Origin of the sequence: Ideonella azotifigens (assembly GCF_021043325.1) — a bacterium.
Lineage (GTDB): Bacteria > Pseudomonadota > Gammaproteobacteria > Burkholderiales > Burkholderiaceae_C > Ideonella > Ideonella azotifigens.
The window spans coordinates 17,794-39,444 of the sequence record NZ_JAJNKD010000018.1; the positions used below are offsets into that span (position 1 = coordinate 17,794).

21 protein-coding genes are annotated in these 21,651 nt (G+C 66.8%); 20 read left to right on the plus strand and 1 reads right to left on the minus strand.

Annotated features, from left to right (window positions below):
* Positions 1–28 precede the first annotated feature (28 nt).
* The 4 genes from LRH25_RS26630 to ndk all read left to right on the plus strand — a co-directional run bounded on the left by LRH25_RS26630 (position 29) and on the right by ndk (position 5,127).
* Positions 29–1,090: an RluA family pseudouridine synthase gene (locus LRH25_RS26630; RefSeq protein WP_310742446.1), complete on the plus strand. Its 1,062-nt coding sequence runs from the start codon at positions 29–31 to the stop codon at positions 1,088–1,090.
* 503 nt (positions 1,091–1,593) lie between these two features.
* Positions 1,594–2,376, plus strand: a complete 783-nt coding sequence (gene scpB / locus LRH25_RS26635) for an SMC-Scp complex subunit ScpB (protein WP_231012854.1) — start codon at positions 1,594–1,596, stop codon at positions 2,374–2,376.
* Positions 2,377–2,386: 10 nt separating this feature from the next.
* Entirely contained in the window at positions 2,387–4,534 is a 2,148-nt protein-coding gene (locus LRH25_RS26640) for a pseudouridine synthase (RefSeq protein WP_231012855.1), read from the plus strand.
* A gap of 167 nt (positions 4,535–4,701) precedes the next feature.
* Complete coding sequence (gene ndk, locus LRH25_RS26645) at positions 4,702–5,127, plus strand: nucleoside-diphosphate kinase (RefSeq protein ID WP_141290512.1); 426 nt, start codon at positions 4,702–4,704, stop codon at positions 5,125–5,127.
* A gap of 25 nt (positions 5,128–5,152) precedes the next feature.
* On the opposite strand, the gene LRH25_RS26650 is transcribed toward ndk, so the two are convergent.
* Positions 5,153–5,296: a hypothetical protein gene (locus LRH25_RS26650; protein WP_231012888.1), complete on the minus strand. Its 144-nt coding sequence runs from the start codon at positions 5,294–5,296 to the stop codon at positions 5,153–5,155.
* Here LRH25_RS26650 and rlmN point away from each other — a divergent pair.
* From rlmN to LRH25_RS26730, 16 genes are all read left to right on the plus strand, one after another.
* Entirely contained in the window at positions 5,234–6,313 is a 1,080-nt protein-coding gene (rlmN, locus tag LRH25_RS26655) for a dual-specificity RNA methyltransferase RlmN (protein ID WP_231012884.1), read from the plus strand. The two genes, LRH25_RS26650 and rlmN, sit on opposite strands and share 63 nt — an antisense overlap.
* A 92-nt stretch (positions 6,314–6,405) precedes the next feature.
* On the plus strand, positions 6,406–7,182 hold the full coding sequence (pilW, locus tag LRH25_RS26660) for a type IV pilus biogenesis/stability protein PilW (protein ID WP_141290516.1): 777 nt from the start codon (positions 6,406–6,408) through the stop codon (positions 7,180–7,182).
* Positions 7,175–8,206: a helix-turn-helix domain-containing protein gene (locus LRH25_RS26665; protein ID WP_231012857.1), complete on the plus strand. Its 1,032-nt coding sequence runs from the start codon at positions 7,175–7,177 to the stop codon at positions 8,204–8,206. The genes pilW and LRH25_RS26665 overlap by 8 nt, the downstream gene beginning before the upstream one ends.
* A gap of 10 nt (positions 8,207–8,216) precedes the next feature.
* Positions 8,217–9,521 (plus strand): flavodoxin-dependent (E)-4-hydroxy-3-methylbut-2-enyl-diphosphate synthase, encoded by a 1,305-nt coding sequence (gene ispG / locus LRH25_RS26670; protein WP_141290135.1) that lies wholly within the window; start codon positions 8,217–8,219, stop codon positions 9,519–9,521.
* Between the two features lie 113 nt (positions 9,522–9,634).
* On the plus strand, positions 9,635–10,954 hold the full coding sequence (gene hisS / locus LRH25_RS26675) for a histidine--tRNA ligase (RefSeq protein WP_141290134.1): 1,320 nt from the start codon (positions 9,635–9,637) through the stop codon (positions 10,952–10,954).
* A 101-nt stretch (positions 10,955–11,055) separates the two neighbouring features.
* Entirely contained in the window at positions 11,056–11,724 is a 669-nt protein-coding gene (locus tag LRH25_RS26680; protein WP_231012858.1) for a YfgM family protein, read from the plus strand.
* Complete coding sequence (gene bamB / locus LRH25_RS26685) at positions 11,721–12,860, plus strand: outer membrane protein assembly factor BamB (protein ID WP_231012859.1); 1,140 nt, start codon at positions 11,721–11,723, stop codon at positions 12,858–12,860. The genes LRH25_RS26680 and bamB overlap by 4 nt, the downstream gene beginning before the upstream one ends.
* A 22-nt stretch (positions 12,861–12,882) precedes the next feature.
* Positions 12,883–14,217, plus strand: coding sequence for a ribosome biogenesis GTPase Der (gene der / locus LRH25_RS26690; protein WP_141286983.1), 1,335 nt, complete (start codon positions 12,883–12,885; stop codon positions 14,215–14,217).
* Positions 14,218–14,298: 81 nt separating this feature from the next.
* Positions 14,299–14,541: an RNA chaperone Hfq gene (hfq, locus tag LRH25_RS26695; RefSeq protein ID WP_141286981.1), complete on the plus strand. Its 243-nt coding sequence runs from the start codon at positions 14,299–14,301 to the stop codon at positions 14,539–14,541.
* A 49-nt stretch (positions 14,542–14,590) separates the two neighbouring features.
* Positions 14,591–15,835, plus strand: a complete 1,245-nt coding sequence (hflX, locus tag LRH25_RS26700) for a GTPase HflX (RefSeq protein ID WP_141286979.1) — start codon at positions 14,591–14,593, stop codon at positions 15,833–15,835.
* Positions 15,836–15,898: 63 nt separating this feature from the next.
* A complete protein-coding gene (gene hflK / locus LRH25_RS26705) occupies positions 15,899–17,200 on the plus strand; it encodes an FtsH protease activity modulator HflK (RefSeq protein ID WP_141286977.1) in 1,302 nt (433 codons plus the stop codon).
* A gap of 34 nt (positions 17,201–17,234) precedes the next feature.
* A complete protein-coding gene (gene hflC / locus LRH25_RS26710) occupies positions 17,235–18,131 on the plus strand; it encodes a protease modulator HflC (RefSeq protein ID WP_141286975.1) in 897 nt (298 codons plus the stop codon).
* Between the two features lie 62 nt (positions 18,132–18,193).
* Positions 18,194–18,382 carry a DUF2065 domain-containing protein gene (locus LRH25_RS26715; protein WP_141286973.1) on the plus strand — a complete coding sequence of 63 codons (189 nt, stop codon included), beginning with the start codon at positions 18,194–18,196 and terminating at the stop codon, positions 18,380–18,382.
* Positions 18,383–18,457: 75 nt separating this feature from the next.
* Entirely contained in the window at positions 18,458–19,621 is a 1,164-nt protein-coding gene (locus LRH25_RS26720; RefSeq protein WP_141286971.1) for an ATP phosphoribosyltransferase regulatory subunit, read from the plus strand.
* Positions 19,622–19,682: 61 nt separating this feature from the next.
* Positions 19,683–21,035, plus strand: a complete 1,353-nt coding sequence (locus LRH25_RS26725) for an adenylosuccinate synthase (protein WP_211361342.1) — start codon at positions 19,683–19,685, stop codon at positions 21,033–21,035.
* A 51-nt stretch (positions 21,036–21,086) separates the two neighbouring features.
* Positions 21,087–21,608 (plus strand): phosphoribosyltransferase, encoded by a 522-nt coding sequence (locus LRH25_RS26730; RefSeq protein WP_141286969.1) that lies wholly within the window; start codon positions 21,087–21,089, stop codon positions 21,606–21,608.
* The last annotated feature ends 43 nt before the right edge of the window (positions 21,609–21,651 follow it).

Below are 21,651 nucleotides of genomic sequence, written 5' to 3' on the forward strand. Positions count from 1 at the left end.
TACACAAGAAAGAAAGCCAAACGATTATATGAGTGCCCAGAGCCCGAAAATTGCCCCCGCGCTGCTGCCGGCTGCGTCGATGGATGCGTCCGCCGAAGCTGTGCTGGAATTGGACGATGTGGCGCTGGACGCCAGCGCCATGCCTGGCGAGGAATTCGAGGTCCGCACCCATGCGCTGGGTGCCCAGGCCCATGGCCAACGGCTGGACAAGGTGCTGGCGACGCTGGTTCCCGAGTTCTCGCGCAACCACCTGCAAGGCCTGATCGAGCAAGGCGAGGTGACGCTGGACGGTGTGTCCGGGCAGAGCGTGTCGCGCAAGGCACGCGCCGGGCAGGTGCTGGTCGTGCGGCTGGTGCCGCCGGCCGAAAGCCTGGCGTTCCGGGCCGAGCCGATTGAGCTTGACATCGTCTACCAGGACGCCCATGTGTTGGTTGTCAACAAGCCGGCTGGCATGGTGGTGCATCCGGCAGCGGGCAACTGGTCTGGCACCTTGCTCAATGGCTTGCTGGCGCTGGACGGCCGAGCGGCGCATCTGCCGCGCGCCGGCATCGTGCACCGCTTGGACAAGGACACCTCCGGTTTGATGGTGGTGGGCCGCAGCCTGGAGGCGGTGACGGCGCTGGTGCGCGACATGGCGCAGCGCGACGTGCGGCGACGCTACGTCGCGCTGGTGCATGGCGACGTGGGCAGCAGCCCGTTCGTGATCGACGCCCCCATTGGCCGCGACCCCAGCACCCGCGTGCGCATGGCGGTGCAGGCGGGCGGCAAGCCCGCACGCACCGATGTCTACCCGGTCGCCTTCGCGGGTGGCGTCAGCGCGGTGCGCTGCAAGCTGCACACCGGCCGCACGCATCAGATCCGGGTGCACCTGAGCCAGCGCGGGCACCCGCTGCTGGCCGACGCGGTGTATGGCGGCGTGCCAGGGCTCGGCCTGCTGCGGCAGGCCTTGCACGCGGTGGAACTGGGGTTCGAGCATCCGGTCACCCGCGAGCCGCTGCTGTTTCGCGTGCCACCGCCGGCTGATCTGGCCCAGGCCTGGGCGCAGATTGCGCCTGACCATGCGCCGGAGCAGACTTCAGTTTCGGGCTGAAGCTCTTTTATTGCCGCCGGCCAGCGGGCAGGCTGTACAATTCGCAACTGAACCGAGTTGGTGAACCGAGTTTGTACTGCGCGCCTTGGGTGGGCAGATGCATCCAGCAGCCCTCGGTGTATGGTGCGAAGCGCTCTGAGAAGCTTTGCGAACGTGGCAGGCATTGGGCCCTTGATTGTTCACAATCCGGTCCGCGGCGCCCTGAAGATCAGGGCCCAAGACGTTGCCTCGTTGCCACCGCCTGTGTGCAGAAAAGCCGCAACACAGCCCGTCGCACCACTCGCCCGAATTCGGCAACCCTGAAAAATGCCCGCCGCAGGTTTTTGCTGTGCCGGTGATTGAGTCGGCATGCCAGCCGCTGTTGTTCGCTTCATCCGTTTGCCAGGATGGGGCTGGCCGCTGGTATTTGCCTGTCTGCCCATGCAGCCTTTGATGCCGAAACAGTCCGCCCACTGCGGCGACAAAACCGCCTGTCCCAAGGCCTGGTCCATCGACGTGTGTCCATGAATACAGAGAACGCCAAGCGCGTTTTGGAAACAGCACTGGTGTGCGCGGCGCAGCCTTTGCCGCTGCGCGAACTGCGGGTGTTGTTCGATGACCAGGTCGGTGCTGACACGCTGCGCTACCTGCTCGACGAACTGGGGCGGGACTGGCAGGGGCGGGGCGTGGAATTGGTCTGCCTGGCCTCAGGCTGGCGTTTCCAGAGCCGGCCGGAAATGCGCGAATACCTGGACCGGCTGAATCCGGAAAAGCCGCCGCGCTACTCGCGCGCTGTGCTCGAAACCCTGGCCATCATTGCCTACCGGCAGCCGGTCACACGCGGCGACATCGAGGACATTCGCGGCGTCGTGGTGTCCAGCCAGATCATGAAGCAGCTGGAAGACCGCAACTGGATCGAAGCCATCGGCCACCGGGACGCCCCGGGCCGGCCGGCGCTGTATGCCACCACGCGGCAGTTCCTGGACGACCTCGGGCTGGAAAGCCTGGATCGTTTGCCCTTGCTGGAATCGGCTGGCGGTGGCCACGCCGCGCTGGCCAGCCTCGCGGCCGCGCAGCCCGAGCTGCTGGTCGAGCAGGGCGCGCTGGCACTGGACGAGCCGCTGCCCACGCCCGCTGAAACCGCAAGCCCCGATCCCATCCTGCAGGCCGAACTGACGGTCCCCTCATCCGAAGACGGCGAATCCCTTCCGCCTTCTTCTGCACCCTCCCTCGACGCGCCGGCACCTGCCGCCGCCTCGGAACTTCCTCCCGAACCCGACGCGACCGCCGCGCCGCCCAAGCCCTAGCACTCCCAGCATGAACTCCGACGCACCTGACGCCCCCGACGATTTGCCCGCCAACCCGGCACCCGAAACCACCGAAGCGCCGAAGAAGCGCACCCGCACCCGCAAGCCTGCGGTGGCGGTTGAAGCTGCGGAGCCTGCACCCGAGGTGACGGCTGCGCCTGAGGTGGCTGAACCCGTGGTTGCCGAAGAGGCGGCTGCGCCGGCGCGCGCGCCGCGCAAGCCTCGGGCGCCGCGCAAGACCGCGGCTGCCGTGGCTGACGAAGCGGTGGCGCAGGTTCCGGTGGCCGAGGCGGCGACTGTGGCCGAGGCGGCGCCAGTCGCTGCGCCGGCCGGGGTTGAAGCATCCTCGCCCGTGGTGGCTGCGGTGGGGGGCGATGTGGCGGCCAGCGCGCCGTCTGGCGAAGAATCCGTGGCAAGCGAAGGTGAGGCTTCGGCCGAGGCTGAATCGGTTGCCGAGCGCGGGCGCAATCGTCGGCGCGGGCGCCGGGGGGCCGGTCGGGCCGAGGCGGGGGCGGATCAGGCGCAGGCTGCGCCGGGCGAGGTGCAGGCGGTGGAGTCGGACAGCGAAGGCGAGGCGGCGGGCGCCGGGTTGCCGGTTGCTGCCCCCAGCGCGGTCGATGCCGGCGAGGTGTTTGCCAGCCTGCTGTCGGGCGAGTTCGATGCCGAGCCGGAAGCTGAGGCGCCGTTTGAGGGCGAGGCGCTGGCCGAGAAGCGGGTGCTGCTGCCGGATGCAGACGCACCCAAGCTGCACAAGGTGCTGGCGCAGTCCGGCATCGGCTCGCGCCGCGACATGGAGCAGATGATCCAGGAAGGCCGGGTCGAGGTGAACGGCGAGGTGGCGCACACAGGCATGCGCATCTCGTTTGGCGACCGCATCTCGATCGAAGGCAAGCCGGTGCGCGTGCGCATCGCGCCGCCGCCGCCGCGCGTGATCGCGTATCACAAGCCGGTGGGCGAGGTCGTCACGCATGACGACCCGCAACAGCGGCCCACCGTGTTCCGCAAGCTGCCGCGCCTGCAGCAAGGCAAGTGGCAGTCGGTCGGCCGGCTGGATATCAACACCGAAGGCCTGTTGCTGTTCACCAACTCCGGTGACCTGGCCAACAAGCTGATGCATCCGCGCTTCGGCGTGGAGCGCGAGTACGCGGTGCGCGTGCTGGGCACGCTGGAAAAGCCGGCCAAGGACCGCTTGCTGGCGGGCGTGGAAATCGAGGGTCAGACGGCCGCGTTCAAGTCCATCGAGGAAGGTGGCGGCGAAGGCGTGAACCGCTGGTATCGCGTGGTGATCTCCGAAGGCCGCAACCGCGAAGTGCGCAAGTTGTTTGATGCTGTCGGGTTGGCGGTGAGCCGGTTGATCCGCGTGCGCTACGGCTGCGTGGTGCTGCCGCGCGGCTTGAAGCGCGGCGCCTGCGTGGACCTGGGCGAAATGGACGTGAAGGCGCTGCGCCAGCTGACCGGTGGCCAGCAGGGCCAGTCGCAAGGTGCACCGCGCGGCGATGCGGGTCGGCCTGAAAAGCGAGAGGGTCGCCGGGATGGTCCGCAGGACGGGCGCCGTGGCGAGCCGCGCCAGGGCGCGCGCGGTGAGGGTCGCCAGGAACCGCGTGGTGAGCCGCGCCAGGAGCCACGCGGCGAAAACCGTGGCCAGCAGGACCGCCGTGACGGTCGGCCGGCCCGTGGCGGCCCCGGCCAGCAGCAAGGCGGCCGGCGCGACGAGGCCCGGGCGGATGGCCCGCGTGGCCGCAACAACAACCCTGGTCCCAACGCCAACCGCCGTGACCAGGGTGAACCGATGCTGCCGCGCGATGACAGGGAGCCGGGCGATCCCAGCCGCATTCCGAACCCGCTGCAGCAGACCTACGACAAGCGTGCCATCCAACGCGAGCGTGCCGGTTCGCGCGAGCACGATTTCGAGAACGGCCCGATCCCGAATCCGCTGCAACAGACCTACGACAAGCGTTTCGTCCAGAACACCGGGCGTGGCCCCGGCCAGGGTCGCAACGGCAAGGGTGGCAAGGGCGGCGGCGGTGGCGGCCAGGGCCAGCCGGATCCGATGCAAACCTCGGTCGGCTACATCGGTGCCGATGCCTTCACCCGCAAGATGCAGGGCCGGGGCAACGGTGGCGGCGGCGGTGGTGGTGGTCGCCGAGGCGGCCGCTGAAGCCCGGTGAGTGTCGCGGGTCCCTTTTTGAGGGCAGCCGGCGACGCTCAGGCAAGCCAGGATTGACCCCGCGGCTGCTTCGTCTTATTCCAGTTTCACGGGGCAAGGCTAAAATTGTGGGCTTTGTCCTTTCGCTCGCCGAAAACTACTCCTGAAGGAAAAATCAAATGGCCATCGAACGCACCCTCTCGATCATCAAGCCCGACGCTGTCGCCAAGAACGTCATCGGCCAGATCTACGCCCGTTTTGAAGGCGCTGGCCTGAAGGTCATCGCTGCGCGCATGATGCATTTGTCGCGTGCCGATGCCGAAGCGTTTTACGCCGTGCATGCCGCCCGTCCCTTCTTCAAGGACCTGGTCGACTTCATGATCTCCGGCCCGGTGATGGTCACCGCCCTTGAAGGCGAAGGCGCGATCCTGAAGAACCGCGACCTGATGGGTGCCACCGATCCGAAGAAGGCCGAGAAGGGCACGATCCGCGCCGATTTCGCCGACAGCATCGACGCCAACGCGGTGCACGGTTCTGACGCTGCCGAAACGGCTGCCGTCGAAATCGCGTTTTTCTTCCCCGGCATGAACATCCACTCGCGCTGATCGCGGGCTGGATTCTTCTGTCAACTCAAGCGGCCACATCGTCATGACCGGCGTCGTCAATCTTCTCGACTTCGATCTCGATGGCATGGCCGCGTTTTGCGAAGGTCTGGGTGAAAAGCGCTTCCGCGCCACCCAGCTTTTCCGCTGGATTCATCAAAGAGGCGCGCAAGACTTTGCCGCCATGAGCGACCTGGCCAAATCGCTGCGCGAGAAACTCGCCGGCAAGGCCGAGATTCGCCCGTTGCCCGTCGTCACCGAGCAGATTTCGACCGACGGCACCGTCAAATGGTTGTTTGACGTCGGCGCCGGCAACGCGGTCGAAACCGTGTTCATCCCGGAAGACGACCGCGGCACCTTGTGCGTGTCGTCGCAAGCCGGCTGTGCGGTGGGCTGCCGTTTCTGCTCCACCGGCCATCAGGGCTTCAGCCGCAACCTGACGACCGGCGAGATCCTGGCGCAGCTCTGGATGGCCGAACACAAGCTGCGCGAGCGGCTGGGCCTGAAGCCCGGCGAGCGGGCCATCACGAATGTCGTGATGATGGGCATGGGCGAGCCGCTGCAGAACTACAACGCACTGGTGCCTGCGCTGCGCGTGATGCTGGACGACCACGCCTACGGCCTTTCGCGCCGTCGCGTCACGGTCTCCACCTCCGGCGTGGTACCGATGATGGACCGCCTGCGCGAAGACTGCCCGGTGGCGCTGGCGGTGTCGCTGCATGCGCCGATCGACGCATTGCGCGACGACCTGGTGCCGCTGAACCGCAAGTACCCGATTGCCGAGCTGATGCAGGCCTGCCTGCGTTACCTGGAAGCCGCGCCGCGCGACTTCATCACCTTCGAATACTGCATGCTTGACGGTGTCAACGACACCGAAGACCACGCCCGCGCGCTGCTGGCGCTGGTCAATGGCCGCGGCCCGAACCGCGTGCCCTGCAAGCTGAACCTGATCCCGTTCAACCCGTTCCCGGCATCCGGCCTGCTGCGCTCGCCGCGCGAGCAGGTGATGCGCTTTGCGAAAATCCTGCAAGACGGTGGCCTGGTGACCACCGTGCGCAAGACGCGCGGCGACGACATTGACGCGGCCTGTGGCCAGCTTGCTGGCGAAGTGCAGGACCGCACCCGAGCGAGCGAGCGCATGAAGCGCCTGCCCGTGCCCATTGTTCCCCTGGGGTCTCCGCTACGATGATGTTTGCTCCTGGCGCCGCACAGGGCCGTTCGCAAGACGGTGTACTCCATGGCCGTGCTGCTTGGCGCGCCGCGCTGGGCCGGGGGCTGCTGATGTGGGGATTGGCGTCGGGGCTCGTCTGGGGTCTGTCCGCCTGCGTGGCTGATAAGCCCAGGGACAGCAAGGACCTGGTGACTGCTTCGGACCAGACCGATGCCGACCGCCGCGCCAAGGTGCGCATGGAGCTCGCCGAGGCCTATTTCGGCCGCGGCATGAACACCACCGCGCTGGACGAGGTCAAGCAGGCCATCGTTGCCAAGCCGACTTCGGTCGAGGCCTACAACCTGCGCGGGCTGATCTACGCCAGCCTGAACCAGCCGCAACTGGCTGAAGAGAGCTTCAGGCATGCGCTGAGGCTCGCGCCCAGCGACCTCAGCACCATGCACAACTACGGCTGGTTCCTGTGCCAGCAGCGCCGCTTCAGCGAGGCTGACGCGCAGTACAACACCCTGGTCGCCCAACCCGAGCTGCGCGACGCTTCGCGGGCCCTGTTGGCCCAGGGTGTCTGCCAGGCCCGTGACTTCCGCCTGGCCGACGCCGAGAAGACGCTCTCGCGCGCCTACGAGATCGACCCAGCCAATCCGGCCACGGCCGTGAACCTGTCCGAGGTGCTGTACAAGGAAGGCGAGTTCGAGCGCGCGCGTTTCTACATCCGGCGCGTGAATTCCCAGGACAACCTGGTCACCGCACAGTCGCTGTGGCTGGCCTTGCGCGTCGAGAATCGCTTGCGCCAGGACAGTCAGGTGCGCGTGCTGGGCAACCAGTTGCGCGGTCGCTTCCCCGAAGCCCCCGAAACCCTGCTGTTCGAAAAGGGTCGATTCGATGAGTGAGCCAGACGAGGCGGACAGCCTCCCCGTCGCCGCTGACGTGCACGCCACGCCAGGCGCGATGTTGCGCCAGGCCCGCGAGGCCCAGGGCCTGCACCTGGGCGCGCTGGCCACGCAGCTGAAGGTGGCGCCACGCAAGCTGGAGGCGCTGGAGGCCGACCGCTACGATGAACTGCAAGGGGCGACCTTTGTGCGCGCGCTGGCCCAAGCCGCCTGCCGCGCCCTGAAGATCGACCCGGCACCGGTGCTGGCGCGACTGCCGCGGGCCGAGGCGCACAAGCTGGAGCATGTGAGCAACGGCTTGAATGCGCCGTTCCGCGAGCGCGGCGGCAAGCGCGAGCCGGCCGAGCAACTGCTGGCCAGCCGCGCTTTCCTGGGGCTGATCGCACTGCTGGTGATTGCCGCGCTGGCGCTCTGGTTGTTGCCACGCGATGGCGCCGGCTGGCGCTGGCTGACCCAGGCGGCGCCGGAAAGCGTGGCCGCAGCATCGGCCGTGGGCGACAGCGGTGCCGCCAGCGCAGCGAATGGTGCTGAGGCCACAGGCACCCATGACGCCGGAACACCGGCGATGGCCGACGCGCCGCCGGCGAATGTGCCGCAGCCCAATCTGCCGCTCGCCGGTGATGCTGGCAGCCCGGCGCCTGTGGTGTCGCAGCCCGCGCCGGTGGCTCAGGCCCCGGCCAGCGCCGCGTTGCCTGCCGTCAAACCCGCTGCAAGCAGCGTGGCTGCACTGGCCGCCGTCGAGGCTGCAAGCAAACCGCAACCGGCCGCTTCGGCGGGCCTGGACCCGGCTGGCCCGCTGCAACTGCATGCGCGCCAGGATTCCTGGATCGAGGTCATTGATGGCAGCGGCAAGACGCTGCTCGCGCGCACCGTGGCCGCCGGCGATACCGTGGGGCTGAGCGGGGCTTTCCCGATGCGTGTGAAGATCGGCAATGCCGTCGGCACCGACTTGACGCTGCGCGGCAAGCCGATCGAGTTGCAATCGCTGACGCGGGACAACGTGGTCCGCCTCGAGCTGAAATAGGTTGATGAAGATGACTGAGCAAGCCGCGCGTGATCAGGTCGAGGTGCCCGACGACAGAGCCCCCATCCCCGTGCTGAGCCCGCTGGCGCGCCGCAGCCGCCAGGCCCGCGTGGCCTGGGGATCGCACGTGGTGACGGTGGGCGGCGATGCGCCTGTGCGCGTGCAATCCATGACCAACACCGACACCGTGGACGTCATCGGCACCGCCATCCAGGTCAAGGAGCTGGCGATTGCCGGCTCGGAGATGGTGCGCATCACGGTCAACACGCCCGAGGCCGCTGCCGCAGTGCCGCACATCCGCGAGCAGCTGGACCGCATGGGCATTGACGTGCCGCTGGTGGGCGACTTCCATTACAACGGCCACCGCCTGCTGACCGAGCATCCGGCCTGCGCCGAGACGCTGTCGAAGTACCGCATCAACCCCGGCAACGTGGGCAAGGGCGAGAAGGGCGACAAGCAGTTCGCGCAGATGATCGAGGCCGCCTGCCGCTACGACAAGGCGGTGCGCATCGGCGTCAACTGGGGCAGCCTGGACCAGGAGGTGATGGCCGCGCTGATGGACACCAACAGCCACCGCGCCAAGCCCTGGGACGTGAAGCAGGTGATGTACGAGGCGCTGATCCAGTCGGCGCTGGATTCCGCCCGCGACGCGCAGTCCATCGGCCTGTCGGCCAACCAGATCATCATCAGCTGCAAGGTCAGCGGCGTGCAGGACCTGATCTCGGTCTACACCGCGCTGGCGCAGCGTTGCGACTACGCGCTGCATCTGGGCCTGACCGAAGCCGGCATGGGCACCAAGGGCACGGTGGCCTCGGCCACGGCACTGTCGGTGCTGCTGCAGCAAGGCATTGGCGACACCATCCGTGTCTCGCTGACGCCGCAGCCCGGCGAGGCGCGCACGCAAGAGGTCGTGGTCGCGCTGGAAATCCTGCAGTCGCTGGGCCTGCGCAGCTTCAATCCCAGCGTCACCGCCTGCCCCGGCTGTGGCCGCACCACCAGCACCACCTTCCAGGAGCTGGCCAAGCAGATCGACGACTACCTGCGTGCGCAGATGCCGGTCTGGAAGTCGCGCTATCCGGGCGTCGAGAGCATGAAGGTCGCCGTGATGGGCTGCATCGTCAACGGCCCGGGTGAGAGCAAGCATGCCGACATCGGCATCAGCCTGCCTGGCACCGGCGAAGCGCCGGCCGCGCCTGTCTTCATCGACGGTGAAAAGGCCATGACGCTGCGCGGCGAGGGCATTGCCACCGAGTTCCAGACGGTGGTCGAGCAGTACATCGAGCGCCGCTACGGCAGCGTGACAGCCGCGCATTGACGCTGCCACGCGCCTTCGCTCGCTGACCCTGCGCGGCCTGGCCGCGCAAGCTTTACATGACTTTGCCGAGCCCACTTTCGGGGCTCAGGCTGCCATTTCTGTTGCAAACCACCATGAGCAAGACCCTACAGGCCATCAAGGGGATGAACGACATCCTGCCGGGCAGCGTGACCCGCAAGGACAAGCTGCCCGACTCGGCGCTGTGGCACTGGTTCGAGTCCACCGTGCGCTCGGTGCTGGCGCGTTATGGCTACCAGTACATCCTGACGCCCATCGTCGAACCCACCGCGCTGTTCGTGCGCGGCCTGGGCGAGGTGACCGACATCGTCGAGAAGGAGATGTACTCCTTCACCGACTCGATGAACGGTGACCAGCTCACGCTGCGCCCCGAGGCGACCGCCGGCATCGTGCGCGCAATGGTCGAGCACAACGCGCTCTACAACGGCCCGCTGCGGCTGTGGACCCTGGGCGCGATGTTCCGCCACGAGCGGCCGCAGAAGGGCCGCTACCGCCAGTTCCACCAGTTGGACGTGGAGGCGCTGGGCTTTGCCGGTCCTGACGTGGACGCCGAGCTGATCCTGCTGGTGCGCCGGCTGTGGAAGGAGCTGGGTCTGGTGGAGGGTGACCACGTGCGCCTGGAGCTGAACAGCCTGGGCCAGCCGGCAGAACGTGCGGCGCACCGCGCTGCCTTGATCGCCCACTTCGAAGCCCACGCCGAGCTGCTGGACGAAGATGCCAAGCGCCGCTTGCACAGCAATCCGCTGCGCATCCTGGACACCAAGAATCCGGCAATGCAGGCAATGGTGGAAGCCGCGCCCAAGCTGATGGATTTCCTCGGTGAAGAGACGCTGGCGCACTTCAATGCGGTGCGCGCGATCCTTGACGCCGCCGGCCTCGAATACCGCGTCAACACCCGCCTGGTGCGCGGCATGGACTACTACAACCTGACCGTCTTCGAGTGGGTCACCGACCACCTGGGCTCGCAGGGCACGGTGTGCGGCGGTGGCCGCTACGACGGGCTGATCGAGCAGTTGGGCGGCAAGAGCGCGCCAGCGGTGGGTTTTGGCCTGGGCATCGAGCGGCTGCTGCTGCTGATCCAGGAACTGGGCCTGCCGGTGCCAAGCGGCGCGGCGGACGCCTATGCAGTGATCCCTGATGCTGCAGCGCTGCCGCAGGTGCTGCCGGTGCTCGAAGCCTTGCGTGCCGAAGGCGTGGCGGTGCAGATGCATGCGGGTGGCGGCAACATGAAATCGCAGTTCAAGAAGGCCGATGCCAGCGGTGCCCGCTACGCGCTGGTGTTCGGTGCCGACGAGTTGAGCCAGGGCCAGGTCACGCTGAAGCCGTTGCGCGAGGCGGGGGAACAAAGCCTGCAGCCGCTGGCCGATGTGAAGCACTGGGCCGGGCTGCTGCGCGGGCCTGCAGGCAACGCATAATCCGCAGTTGGCGCCTGAAGCTTCGAGCGCCAACTGCATCCCAAAACGCCCTGGCCCTGCCGGGTTCCGATTTCTATGCCCGCCTCGCGTGGGCCGTGTTCATGGCAAGCAATCTCGACCTTCAGGAACAAGAACAACTCGACGAGCTCAAGGCGTTCTGGAAGCAGTATGGCAACCTGATCACCTGGACGCTGACGCTGGTGCTGGCCGGCTTCGCCGGCTGGAACGGCTGGAACTACTACCAGCGTGACCAGGCCGCCAAGGCCGGCACCATGTTCGATGAACTTGACCATGCCGTGCAGGCCGGCGACGCCGCCAAGGCCGCACTGGTCTTCAATGACCTGAAGCAGCGCTTCCCGCGCACCACCTTCGCCCAGCAAGGCGGCCTGCTGGCGGCGCATGTCCAGGCCGACAAGGGCCAGGCCGATGCCGCGCAGGCCACGCTCGAGTGGGTGGCCACGCAGGCCAGCGACGACGACTACCAGGCACTGGCACACCTGCGCCTGGCCGCGCTGCTGATCGACAAGAAGGCCTATGACGAAGCACTGAAGCAGGTTGATGCCGTGAAGTCGCCCGAATTCGCCGCGCTGGCCGACGACAGGCGTGGCGACGTGCTGATGGCCCAGGGCAAGACGGCCGAGGCCGTGGCCGCCTGGCAGAAGGCCTGGAAGGCGATGGATGAGAAGCAGGACTACCGCCGCGTGATCGACGCCAAGCTGACCGCCCAGGCCGCCGCACCTGCGCCGGCCGCTTCCGGGGCCGCCAAATGAACGGCGCGCTGAACCGCTGGCTGTCCGGTGGCTTGCTGGGCGTGCTGGCCGCCGCCTCGCTCGGCCTGGCGGGTTGCTCCAGCGACAAGGCACCGCCCGCGCCGCTGCAGCCGGTCCAGCCGCAGATCGCCGGCCGCCAGGTCTGGCGCCTGCCGCTGGGCAGCGATGTCAGCTTCCCAATGGCCACCGTCGTGCGCGACGGCAAGGTTTTCGCCGCCTCCGACAACGGCAGCGTGGTGGCAGTGGAGGCCGCGACAGGCCGTGAAATCTGGCGCACCCGGGTGGACGGCAAGCTCAGCGCCGGCGTGGGCAGCGACGGGCGTTTTGCCGCGGTGGTCACGCAGGACAATGAACTCGTCGTGCTGGACGCTGGCAAGGACAAGTGGAAGGCTCGGCTGGACGCCCGCGTGGTGACCGCGCCGCTGGTGGCGGGCGAGCGCGTGTTCGTGATGAGCGTGGACCGCGCCGTCTCGGCCTATGACGTGCTGGACGGCCACAAGCTCTGGACGCTGCGCCGTCCCGGCGACGCGCTGACGCTGGCCCAGTCCTCGGTGCTGGCCGCCTACAAGGACACGCTGCTGGCCGCCCAGGGCTCGCGTCTGCTGGGCCTGGACCCGACCCAGGGCAATGTGCGCTGGGAAGCCACCGTGGCCACGCCGCGCGGCACCAACGAGGTCGAGCGCCTGTCCGATCTGGTCGGCCCGCCGGCCCGCAATGGCAATGTGCTGTGCATGCGTGCGTTCCAGACCGGCGTCGGCTGCGTCGATGCGGACCGTGGCGCAGTGCTGTGGACCATGCCCGGCGGCGGCGTGCAAAGCGTGGCGGCCGATGCTGACTACGTGTTCAGCGCAGACGCTTCGGACCGCATCAGCGCCCGTCGCCGTCGCGACGGCAACACCGTCTGGACCAACGAACGCTTCCTGAACCGCGGCCTGAGCGCACCGATCTCGGTCGGCAAGACGGTGGTGTTCGGTGATTTCGAAGGCCAGGTGCACTTCCTGTCGCGTGACGCCGGCACGCCGCTGCTGCGTCTGCCGACCGACGGCTCGGCGGTGATCGGCGTGCCGGTGCTATCCGACACCACGATGGTCGTGACGACCCGCAATGGCGGCTTGTTCGGCTTCCGTCCTGAATGACTGATTTGACCCGAGGCCTGGCTTGAAACCCGTGATTGCCCTTGTCGGCCGGCCCAATGTTGGCAAGTCGACCCTGTTCAACCGGATGACCAAGAGCCGCGACGCGATCGTGGCCGATTTCTCCGGACTGACACGCGACCGCCACTATGGCGACGGCCGTCTCGGCAACCGTGAATTCATCGTCGTCGACACCGGCGGCTTCGAGCCCGACAGCACGACCGGCATCGTCAAGGAAATGGCGCGCCAGACGCGCCAGGCCGTGGCCGAGGCCGACGTGGTGGTGTTTGTCGTCGACGTGCGCAACGGCTTGTCCGGGCAGGACCACGACATTGCCCGCTTCCTGCGCCAGGCCAACAAGCGCGTGCTGCTGACGGTGAACAAGGCCGAAGGCATGCAGGAATCGCCACTGCTGGCCGAGTTCTACGAACTGGGCATGGGCGAGCCGCACCCCATCTCGGCGGCGCATGGGCAGGGCATTCGCAGCCTGCTGGAAGCTGCGCTTGAAGACTTTCCCGAGGACGAGGATGAGCCCGAAGACGAGGCCGACGGTCCGATCCGCCTGGCGGTGGCCGGCCGGCCGAACGTCGGCAAGTCCACGCTGATCAACACCTGGCTGGGCGAGGAGCGCCTGATCGCCTTCGACATGCCCGGCACCACGCGCGACGCCATCAAGGTGCCGCTGGAGCGTGACGGACAGCGCTTCGAGCTGATCGACACCGCGGGCCTGCGGCGCAAGGGCAAGGTCTTCGAGGCGATCGAGAAGTTCTCGGTCGTCAAGACGCTGCAGGCGATTGCCGACGCCAACGTGGTCGTGCTGATGATAGACGCGACGCAGGGTGTCAGCGAGCAGGATGCGCACATCGCCGGCTACATCCTCGATTCCGGACGGGCGGTGGTGATTGCCATCAACAAGTGGGATGCCATCGACAGCTACCAGCGCCAGACGCTGGAGCGCTCGATCGAGTCCCGTCTGGCCTTCCTGAAGTTCGCTCCGCTGCTGAACATCTCGGCGCTGCGGCGCCAGGGTCTGGGCCCGCTGTGGAAGGCGATTGCCGACGCGCATGCGTCCGCCACCTGCAAGATGCCCACGCCCGTGCTGACGCGCCTTTTACATGAGGCGGTGGAGCACCAGAATCCCAAGCGCGTGGGGGCCTACCGGCCGAAGATGCGTTATGCGCACCAGGGGGGCATGAATCCTCCCATCATCGTGATCCACGGCAATTCGCTGGAGCACGTCACCGAAGTCTACAAACGCTATCTCGAAGGGCGTTTCCGGGAACATTTCAAGCTGGTGGGCACGCCTTTGCGCATTCAGATGAAACTTTCAGGGAACCCATTTGCTGAAAACGAACACTGACTCTTGGTGCCACGCAATGTGGCGCCGGGCGGCCTGTGTTAACGTGCAAGCCGTCTTCATCTTTCCAACACGGAGCATATCGTGAGCAACAAAGGGCAACTCCTGCAAGACCCCTTCCTGAACCTCCTGCGCAAGGAGCATGTGCCGGTGTCCATTTATTTGGTCAACGGTATCAAGCTGCAAGGGCACATCGAGTCGTTCGACCAATATGTCGTGCTGCTGCGTAATACCGTGACCCAAATGGTTTACAAGCACGCCATTTCCACCGTCGTGCCGGGCCGCGCGGTCAACTTCCACGCCGCTGACGCGGGCGAAACCAACTGAAGCCCTTTCCCCGTTTCCTCATTGCCGACCGGCGCCACCGGATGATGCCGTGAGCGCCCCCGCGTCCGCCCCGGACCAGGTCAATGCCAACCAGCCCCGCGCGGTGCTGGTGGGCGTGGACCTGGGTCCGGGTTCTTCTTTTGAGGCCACGCTGGATGAGCTGGCGTTGCTGGCCGAATCGGCTGGCGACCTGGCTGTCGCGCGCGTGGTCGCCAGGCGCAAGTCGCCGGACCCGGCGCTGTTTGTCGGTTCAGGCAAGGCTGATGAGATCAAGCTGCTGGTGCAGGCCCATGGCGCCCACGGCGTGATCTTCGACCAGGCCCTGTCGCCTGCGCAGCAACGCAACCTGGAGCGCCACCTCGGCGTGCCGGTGTCCGACCGCACTGCGCTGATCCTCGAGATCTTCGCGGCCCGCGCGCAGAGCCACGAAGGCAAGCTGCAGGTCGAACTGGCTCGGCTGCAATACCTGTCGACCCGCCTGGTGCGGCGCTGGAGCCACCTGGAGCGCCAGCAAGGTGGTACCGGTGTGCGCGGTGGCCCTGGCGAAGCCCAGATCGAGCTGGACCGCCGCATGATCGGCGACCGCATCAAGGCGATCAAGGAGCGGCTGGTCAAGGTCAAGCGGCAGCGCAGCACCCAGCGGCGCGCGCGCGAGCGCAGCGGCACCTACAGCGTCTCGCTGGTCGGCTACACCAATGCCGGCAAGTCCACGCTGTTCAATGCGCTGACCAAGGCCCGCACCTACGCTGCCGACCAGCTGTTCGCGACCCTCGACACGACGACACGTTCGCTGTACCTCGGCGAAGCCGGGCGTTCGGTCTCGCTGTCCGACACGGTCGGCTTCATCCGCGACCTGCCGCACAAGCTGGTCGAGGCTTTCCGCGCCACGCTGCAGGAGGCGGCGGATGCCGATGTGCTGCTGCACGTGATCGACGCCGCTGGCCCGCATCTGCAGGACCAGCAGGCCGAGGTCGAACGGGTGCTGGAAGAAATCGGTGCCGACGGCTTGCCGCAGGTCCTGGTCTACAACAAGCTGGACATGATCGAGTCCAGCCAGCGGCCGCGCCAGCTTCGCGATGAACTGACGCGTGCCAACGGCCAACGTGTGCCACGGGTGTTTGTCAGCGCCAGGACCGGCGAGGGCCTGGACCTGCTGCGCCAGCTGATTGCCGAGTACGCCGCACCTGCACCCGACTTGAATCCGCGTGGCGTCGTCACCACCTTGCCTGATGGGCGGGCGGTGGCGGCGGTGCGCGGCGAAGGTGAATCCGACGACGCCTGGCCGGTAGACTGACCGGCCACGACGGCGCTTGAGCTCCTCCTGACGTTTTCCGACCTTTCTCCGAATGGCATGACCATGCGTGAACTTCCCCAACGGGCCGGATTCTTCGGCCGACTGTCAGCCCTGGCAAGTGCCAGCCAGGCCTTGTTGCTCGGCTCGTTGCAGCGCAAGCGGCCCAGCCCGGCCGGCGCGACCGTGGTGCTGAGCAATGGCCGCAACGACGGCCCGCCTGACCTGGACGAGCTCTGGCGCGACTTCAATCGCAAGTGGTCCAACTTGTTTGGTGGCAAGTCCACGCCACCGGGCGGCAGCGGGCCGGACGGCTTCCAGCCGGACATGAAAAGTGCCGGCATCGGCGTCGGCCTGATCGCCGCGGTGGTGGTGCTGATCTGGGCCGGCAGCGGCGTGTTCATCGTGCAGGAAGGCCACCAGGCCGTGGTGACCACTTTTGGCCGTTACAGCAGCACGCTGGAAGCGGGTCTGCGTTGGCGCATGCCGTATCCCGTCCAGGCGCACGAGATCGTGCCGACCACGCAGCTGCGTTCGGTCGAGGTCGGGGGTCAATCGGTGGCGCAGGCGACCGGTTTGCGTGACTCCTCGATGCTGACGCAGGACGAGAACATCGTCGACATCCGCTTCACCGTGCAGTTCACGCTGAAGGATGCGCGCCAATACCTGTTCCAGAACAAGAACACCGACGAAGCGGTGCGCCAGGCGGCTGAATCTGCGGTGCGCGAGATCGTCGGCCGCAGCCGGGTCGACCAGGTGCTTTACGAGCGCCGTGACGCGATCGCCGCCGAGCTGGTCAAGTCCGTCCAGGCCCAGCTCGACAAGCTGGAGGCCGGCGTGCTGATCAAGAACGTGAACCTGCAGAACGTGCAGGTGCCCGAGCAAGTGCAGGCTTCGTTCGACGACGCCTTCAAGGCCGGTGCCGACCGCGACCGTTTCAAGAACGAAGGCCAGGCCTACGCCAGCGACGTGATCCCGAAGGCGCAGGGTACGGCCGCGCGGCTGCACGAGGAGGCGGAGGGCTACAAGGCCAGCGTGATCGCGACCGCCGAAGGCGATTCGCAGCGCTTCAATTCCGTCTATGCCGAATACCAGAAGGCACCCGCCGTCACACGCGACCGGCTCTACATCGACACCATGCGCGAGGTCTACAGCAACGTCAGCAAGGTCATGGTGGACAGCCGCAACGGTTCCAACCTGCTGTATCTGCCGCTGGACAAGCTGATGCAGCAAGCAGGTGGCGGCGCGGTCGGCTCGGCTTCGGGGGCGACCTCCGCGCCGGCCACGGCAGTCCAGTCCGACGTACCGGCCGCCAGCGACAACCGCGTCCGCGACAGCGCCCGTTCGCGCGACCGCGAGTCGCGCTGAGTCACGGCCTGCCTAGAAAAACGAGAACCTGAACATGAATCGTTTAGCACTGATTGCAGGTGGCGTGCTGGTCGCGCTGATGCTGGCTTCGTCCATGCTCTTCGTGGTGGACCAGCGGCAGATCGCCGTGGTGTATTCGCTCGGCGAGATCAAGGAAGTCATCGTCGAGCCCGGGCTGAAGTTCAAGCTGCCGCCGCCGTTCCAGAACCTGGTGATGCTGGACCGCCGCATCCAGACCCTGGACAGCCCGGAAACCCGGCCCATCTTCACGGCCGAGAAGAAGAGCCTGGTGATCGACTGGCTGATCAAGTGGCGCATTACCGAGCCGCGGCAGTTCATTCGCAACAACGGCGTGGACATGCGCAGCCTGGAAAACCGCTTGAGCCCGGTCGTGCAGGCGGCCTTCAATGAAGAGGTGACCAAGCGCACCGTTGGCGGCGTGCTGGCCACCGAGCGTGAGAAGGTGATGAGCGACGTCAAGGCCCGCCTGGCCGACGAAGCCAAGTCCTTCGGCATCGAGATCCAGGACGTGCGCATCAAGCGCGTTGACTTCGTCGCCAGCATCACCGACTCGGTCTACCGCCGCATGCAGTCCGAGCGGCAGCAGGTGGCCAACGAGCTGCGCTCGCAAGGCCAGGCCGAAGGCGAAAAGATCCGCGCCGATGCCGACCGCCAGCGTCAGGTGATCATGGCCGAGGCCTACCGTGACGCACAGAAGATCAAGGGCGAGGGCGATGCCGAGGCGTCCAGCCTGTATGCCGCCTCGTTCAGCCGCGATCCACAGTTCGCGCAGTTCTACCGCAGCCTGGAGGCTTACCGCTCCAGCTTCCGCAGTCGCAATGACGTGATGGTGGTGGACCCGAGCTCTGACTTCTTCAAGGCCATGCGCGGTGCCGGCGCGGCTCCGGCGGCGTCACCGGCGCGCAAGTGAAGCCTGCGCCTGGGCCGGCTGGGTCTCTGGCGATGCGGGGCGATGGAGGCGGGTGAGGGCGCATGAGTGACGTGATGTGGACCGCGCTGGCCCTGATGCTGGTGATGGAGGGCTTGCTGCCCTTCCTCAATCCAGGCATCTGGCGGGAGCTGTTCCTGCGGGCCACGCAGCTGGGCGACAAGCAGATCCGATTCCTGGGCCTGAGCAGCATGGTGCTGGGCCTCGTGCTGTTGCTGCTGTTCCGAAGCTGACCAGCATCGGCGCGACCGGCTTCGTTTGTAGGGGGTGACCTGTACAATGCCGGTTTTAACCCCCGGTGCATTTTCATGTCCTCTGCTTGGCTGTTGCCAGAGCACATTGCTGACGTCTTGCCCGCAGAGGCCAGGCGCATCGAGGAATTGCGCCGCCAGTGGCTGGATCTGGCGCGCGCATATGGGTTCGAGATGGTCATGCCGCCCTTGCTCGAACACCTGGAGTCCCTGCTTTCCGGTACCGGCCGCGCGCTGGACTTGCGGACCTTCAAACTGGTGGACCAGCTCAGCGGCCGCACCCTCGGACTGCGGGCCGACACCACGCCCCAGGTTGCGCGCATTGACGCCCACCTGCTGAACCGCGAAGGCGTGACCCGTCTTTGCTATTGCGGCCCCGTGCTGCACACCCGCCCGGCCGGCCTGCACGCCACGCGCGAGCCGCTGCAACTGGGTGTCGAGCTGTTTGGCCACGCAGGCCTGGAAGCCGACCTCGAAATCATCGAACTTGCACTGGACGGGCTGCAGGCTGCCAAGCTGTCGGGCCTGATGCTGGACCTGGGCGACGCCCGCGTGGTGCGTTCGGTGCTGGCCGGCGTGACCCTGGACACCATGGCGCTGACCGAACTGGTCGCCGCGCTGACTGCCAAGGATGGCAGCACCGTGCGCCAGATCGCCCGCGACTGCCCGGCGGCCACGCGCGATGGCCTGGCTGCCTTGCTGGACCTCTACGGCGGCGACGAAGTGCTGGCCGAGGCCCGCAAACGCCTGCCGGCGCGCGCGCCCATCAATGCGGCGCTGGATGATCTGGCCTGGCTGTCGGGCCACATCCGCCAGGCCTATCCGGATGTCCGGGTCGGCTTCGACCTCTCCGACATGAGCGGCTACGCGTACTACAGCGGCACCCGCTTTGCGGTGTATGGCCATGGGTCACCCAATGTGCTGGTGCGTGGCGGGCGCTACGACGAGGTGGGTGCGGTCTTCGGCCGCAACCGACCGGCGGTCGGCTGCAGCCTGGACCTGAAGAACCTCGCCAGCGTGGCAGGCAGCGTGCCGCCGCACGCTGCCGTGCGTGCGCCCTGGGGCGAAGATCCGGGCCTGCGAGCGGCGGTGCGTGCCTTGCGCACCCAGGGCGAAACAGTGGTCTGCATGCTGCCGGGCCACGCCGACCAGACCGAAGAATTCAACTGCGACCGTGCGCTGTGCGAGGTCGACGGACAGTGGGTGTTGCGCGCGCTTTGAGCCTTTGGCGAAACCGCCGCTGCACCGAGATGAACAACTTTTGAGAACTCGCTAGAACGCCATGCAACAAGGCAATTCTTCAGCCGCGACCATCTTGCGCGGCCGCAACGTCGTTGTCGTCGGTACCCAATGGGGCGACGAAGGCAAGGGCAAGGTCGTCGACTGGCTGACCGACCACGCCCAGGGCGTGGCCCGCTTCCAGGGCGGCCACAACGCGGGCCATACGCTGGTGATCCGTGGCGTCAAGACGGCGCTGCAGCTGATCCCTTCGGGCATCATGCGCGACGGCGTGGCCTGCTACATCGGCAACGGCGTGGTGGTCGACCCGACGCATTTGCTCAGCGAGATCGAGCGCCTGGAAAAGGCGGGTCTGGACGTGCGTTCGCGGCTGTTCATCAGCGAGTCCTGCCCGCTGATCCTGCCGTTCCACGTCGAGGTCGACAAGGCGCGTGAATCGATGCGCGAAACCAGTGGCGCCGGCAAGATCGGCACCACCGGCAAGGGCATCGGCCCGGCCTACGAAGACAAGGTCGCCCGCCGCGCATTGCGCGTGCAGGACCTGAAGCATCCGGAACGCTTCGCGAAGAAGCTGAAGGAACTGCTGGAACTGCACAACTTCGCGCTCACTGGTTACCTCAAGGGCAGCGCGCTGGAATTCCAGCCCATCTTCGACCAGGCGATGAAGATGGCCGAGGTGTTGAAGCCCATGATGGCCGACGTGGGCTACCTGATCCACAAGGCCCACCAGACTGGCGCCAACATCCTGTTCGAGGGCGCGCAAGGCACGCTGCTGGACATCGACCACGGCACCTACCCGTACGTGACCTCCAGCAACTGTGTGGCCGGCAATGCCGCCGCGGGCTCGGGCGTTGGCCCGCAGATGCTGCACTACATCCTGGGCATCACCAAGGCATACACCACGCGTGTGGGCTCCGGTCCGTTCCCGACCGAGCTGCCGATGGACGAGCCGGGCACCGTTGGCCATCACCTGTCGACCGTGGGCCAGGAGCGTGGCACCGTGACCGGCCGCCCGCGCCGCTGCGGCTGGCTGGACGCGGCAGCGCTGAAGCGCTCCATCATCATCAACGGTGTGTCCGGCCTGTGCATCACCAAGCTGGATGTGCTGGACGGCCTGAGCGAGATCAAGGTCTGCGTCGGTTACCGGTTGGACGGTCAGGCCATCGACATCCTGCCGCTGGACGCGGACGACATTGCCGCCTGCGAGCCGGTGTACGAGACCTTCCCGGGCTGGGAAGGCAGCACCTTCGGCATCACCGAATGGGACAAGCTGCCGGAAAACGCGCGCCGCTACCTGGAGCGAGTGCAGGCCCACATCGGCGCGCCGATCGACATGGTGTCCACCGGCCCGGACCGCGACCACACCATCCTGCTGCGCCATCCGTACCAGGCCTGATGTGATCCTGATCGCCTTTTCATTGCCCACCGCCAACCCGCCGGAGACCGCATGCTGACTGACGATGGCAAACACCTGTACGTGTCCTGGGACGACTACCACCTGCTGATCGAACGCCTGGCGATCCAGGTGCATGAGTCGGGCTGGCAGTTCGACCAGATCCTTTGCCTGGCGCGTGGCGGCATGCGTCCGGGCGACGTGTTGTCGCGTGTTTTCGACAAGCCGCTGGCCATCATGTCGACCAGTTCCTACCGGGCCGAAGCCGGCACCATCCAGGGCCGGCTGGACATGGCCAAGTACATCACCATGCCCAAGGGTGAGCTGGCGGGCAGGGTGCTGCTGGTGGACGACCTGTCCGACTCCGGCGAGACCTTGAAGGCCGTGGTGGACAGGCTGCGTGGCCTGCCGCAGATCCAGGAGCTGCGCTCCGCGGTCATCTGGACCAAGGCCGTGTCCAGCTACATGCCGGACTACTACGTCGAAATGCTGGCAACCAGCCCCTGGATTCACCAGCCGTTCGAAGAGTACGACAGCCTGAGGCCCGAAGGGCTGGCGAAGAAGTTTGCAGTCTGACTCGCATTTGCGGTCTGAGCTGGACCTGGACTCGCACTCGGCG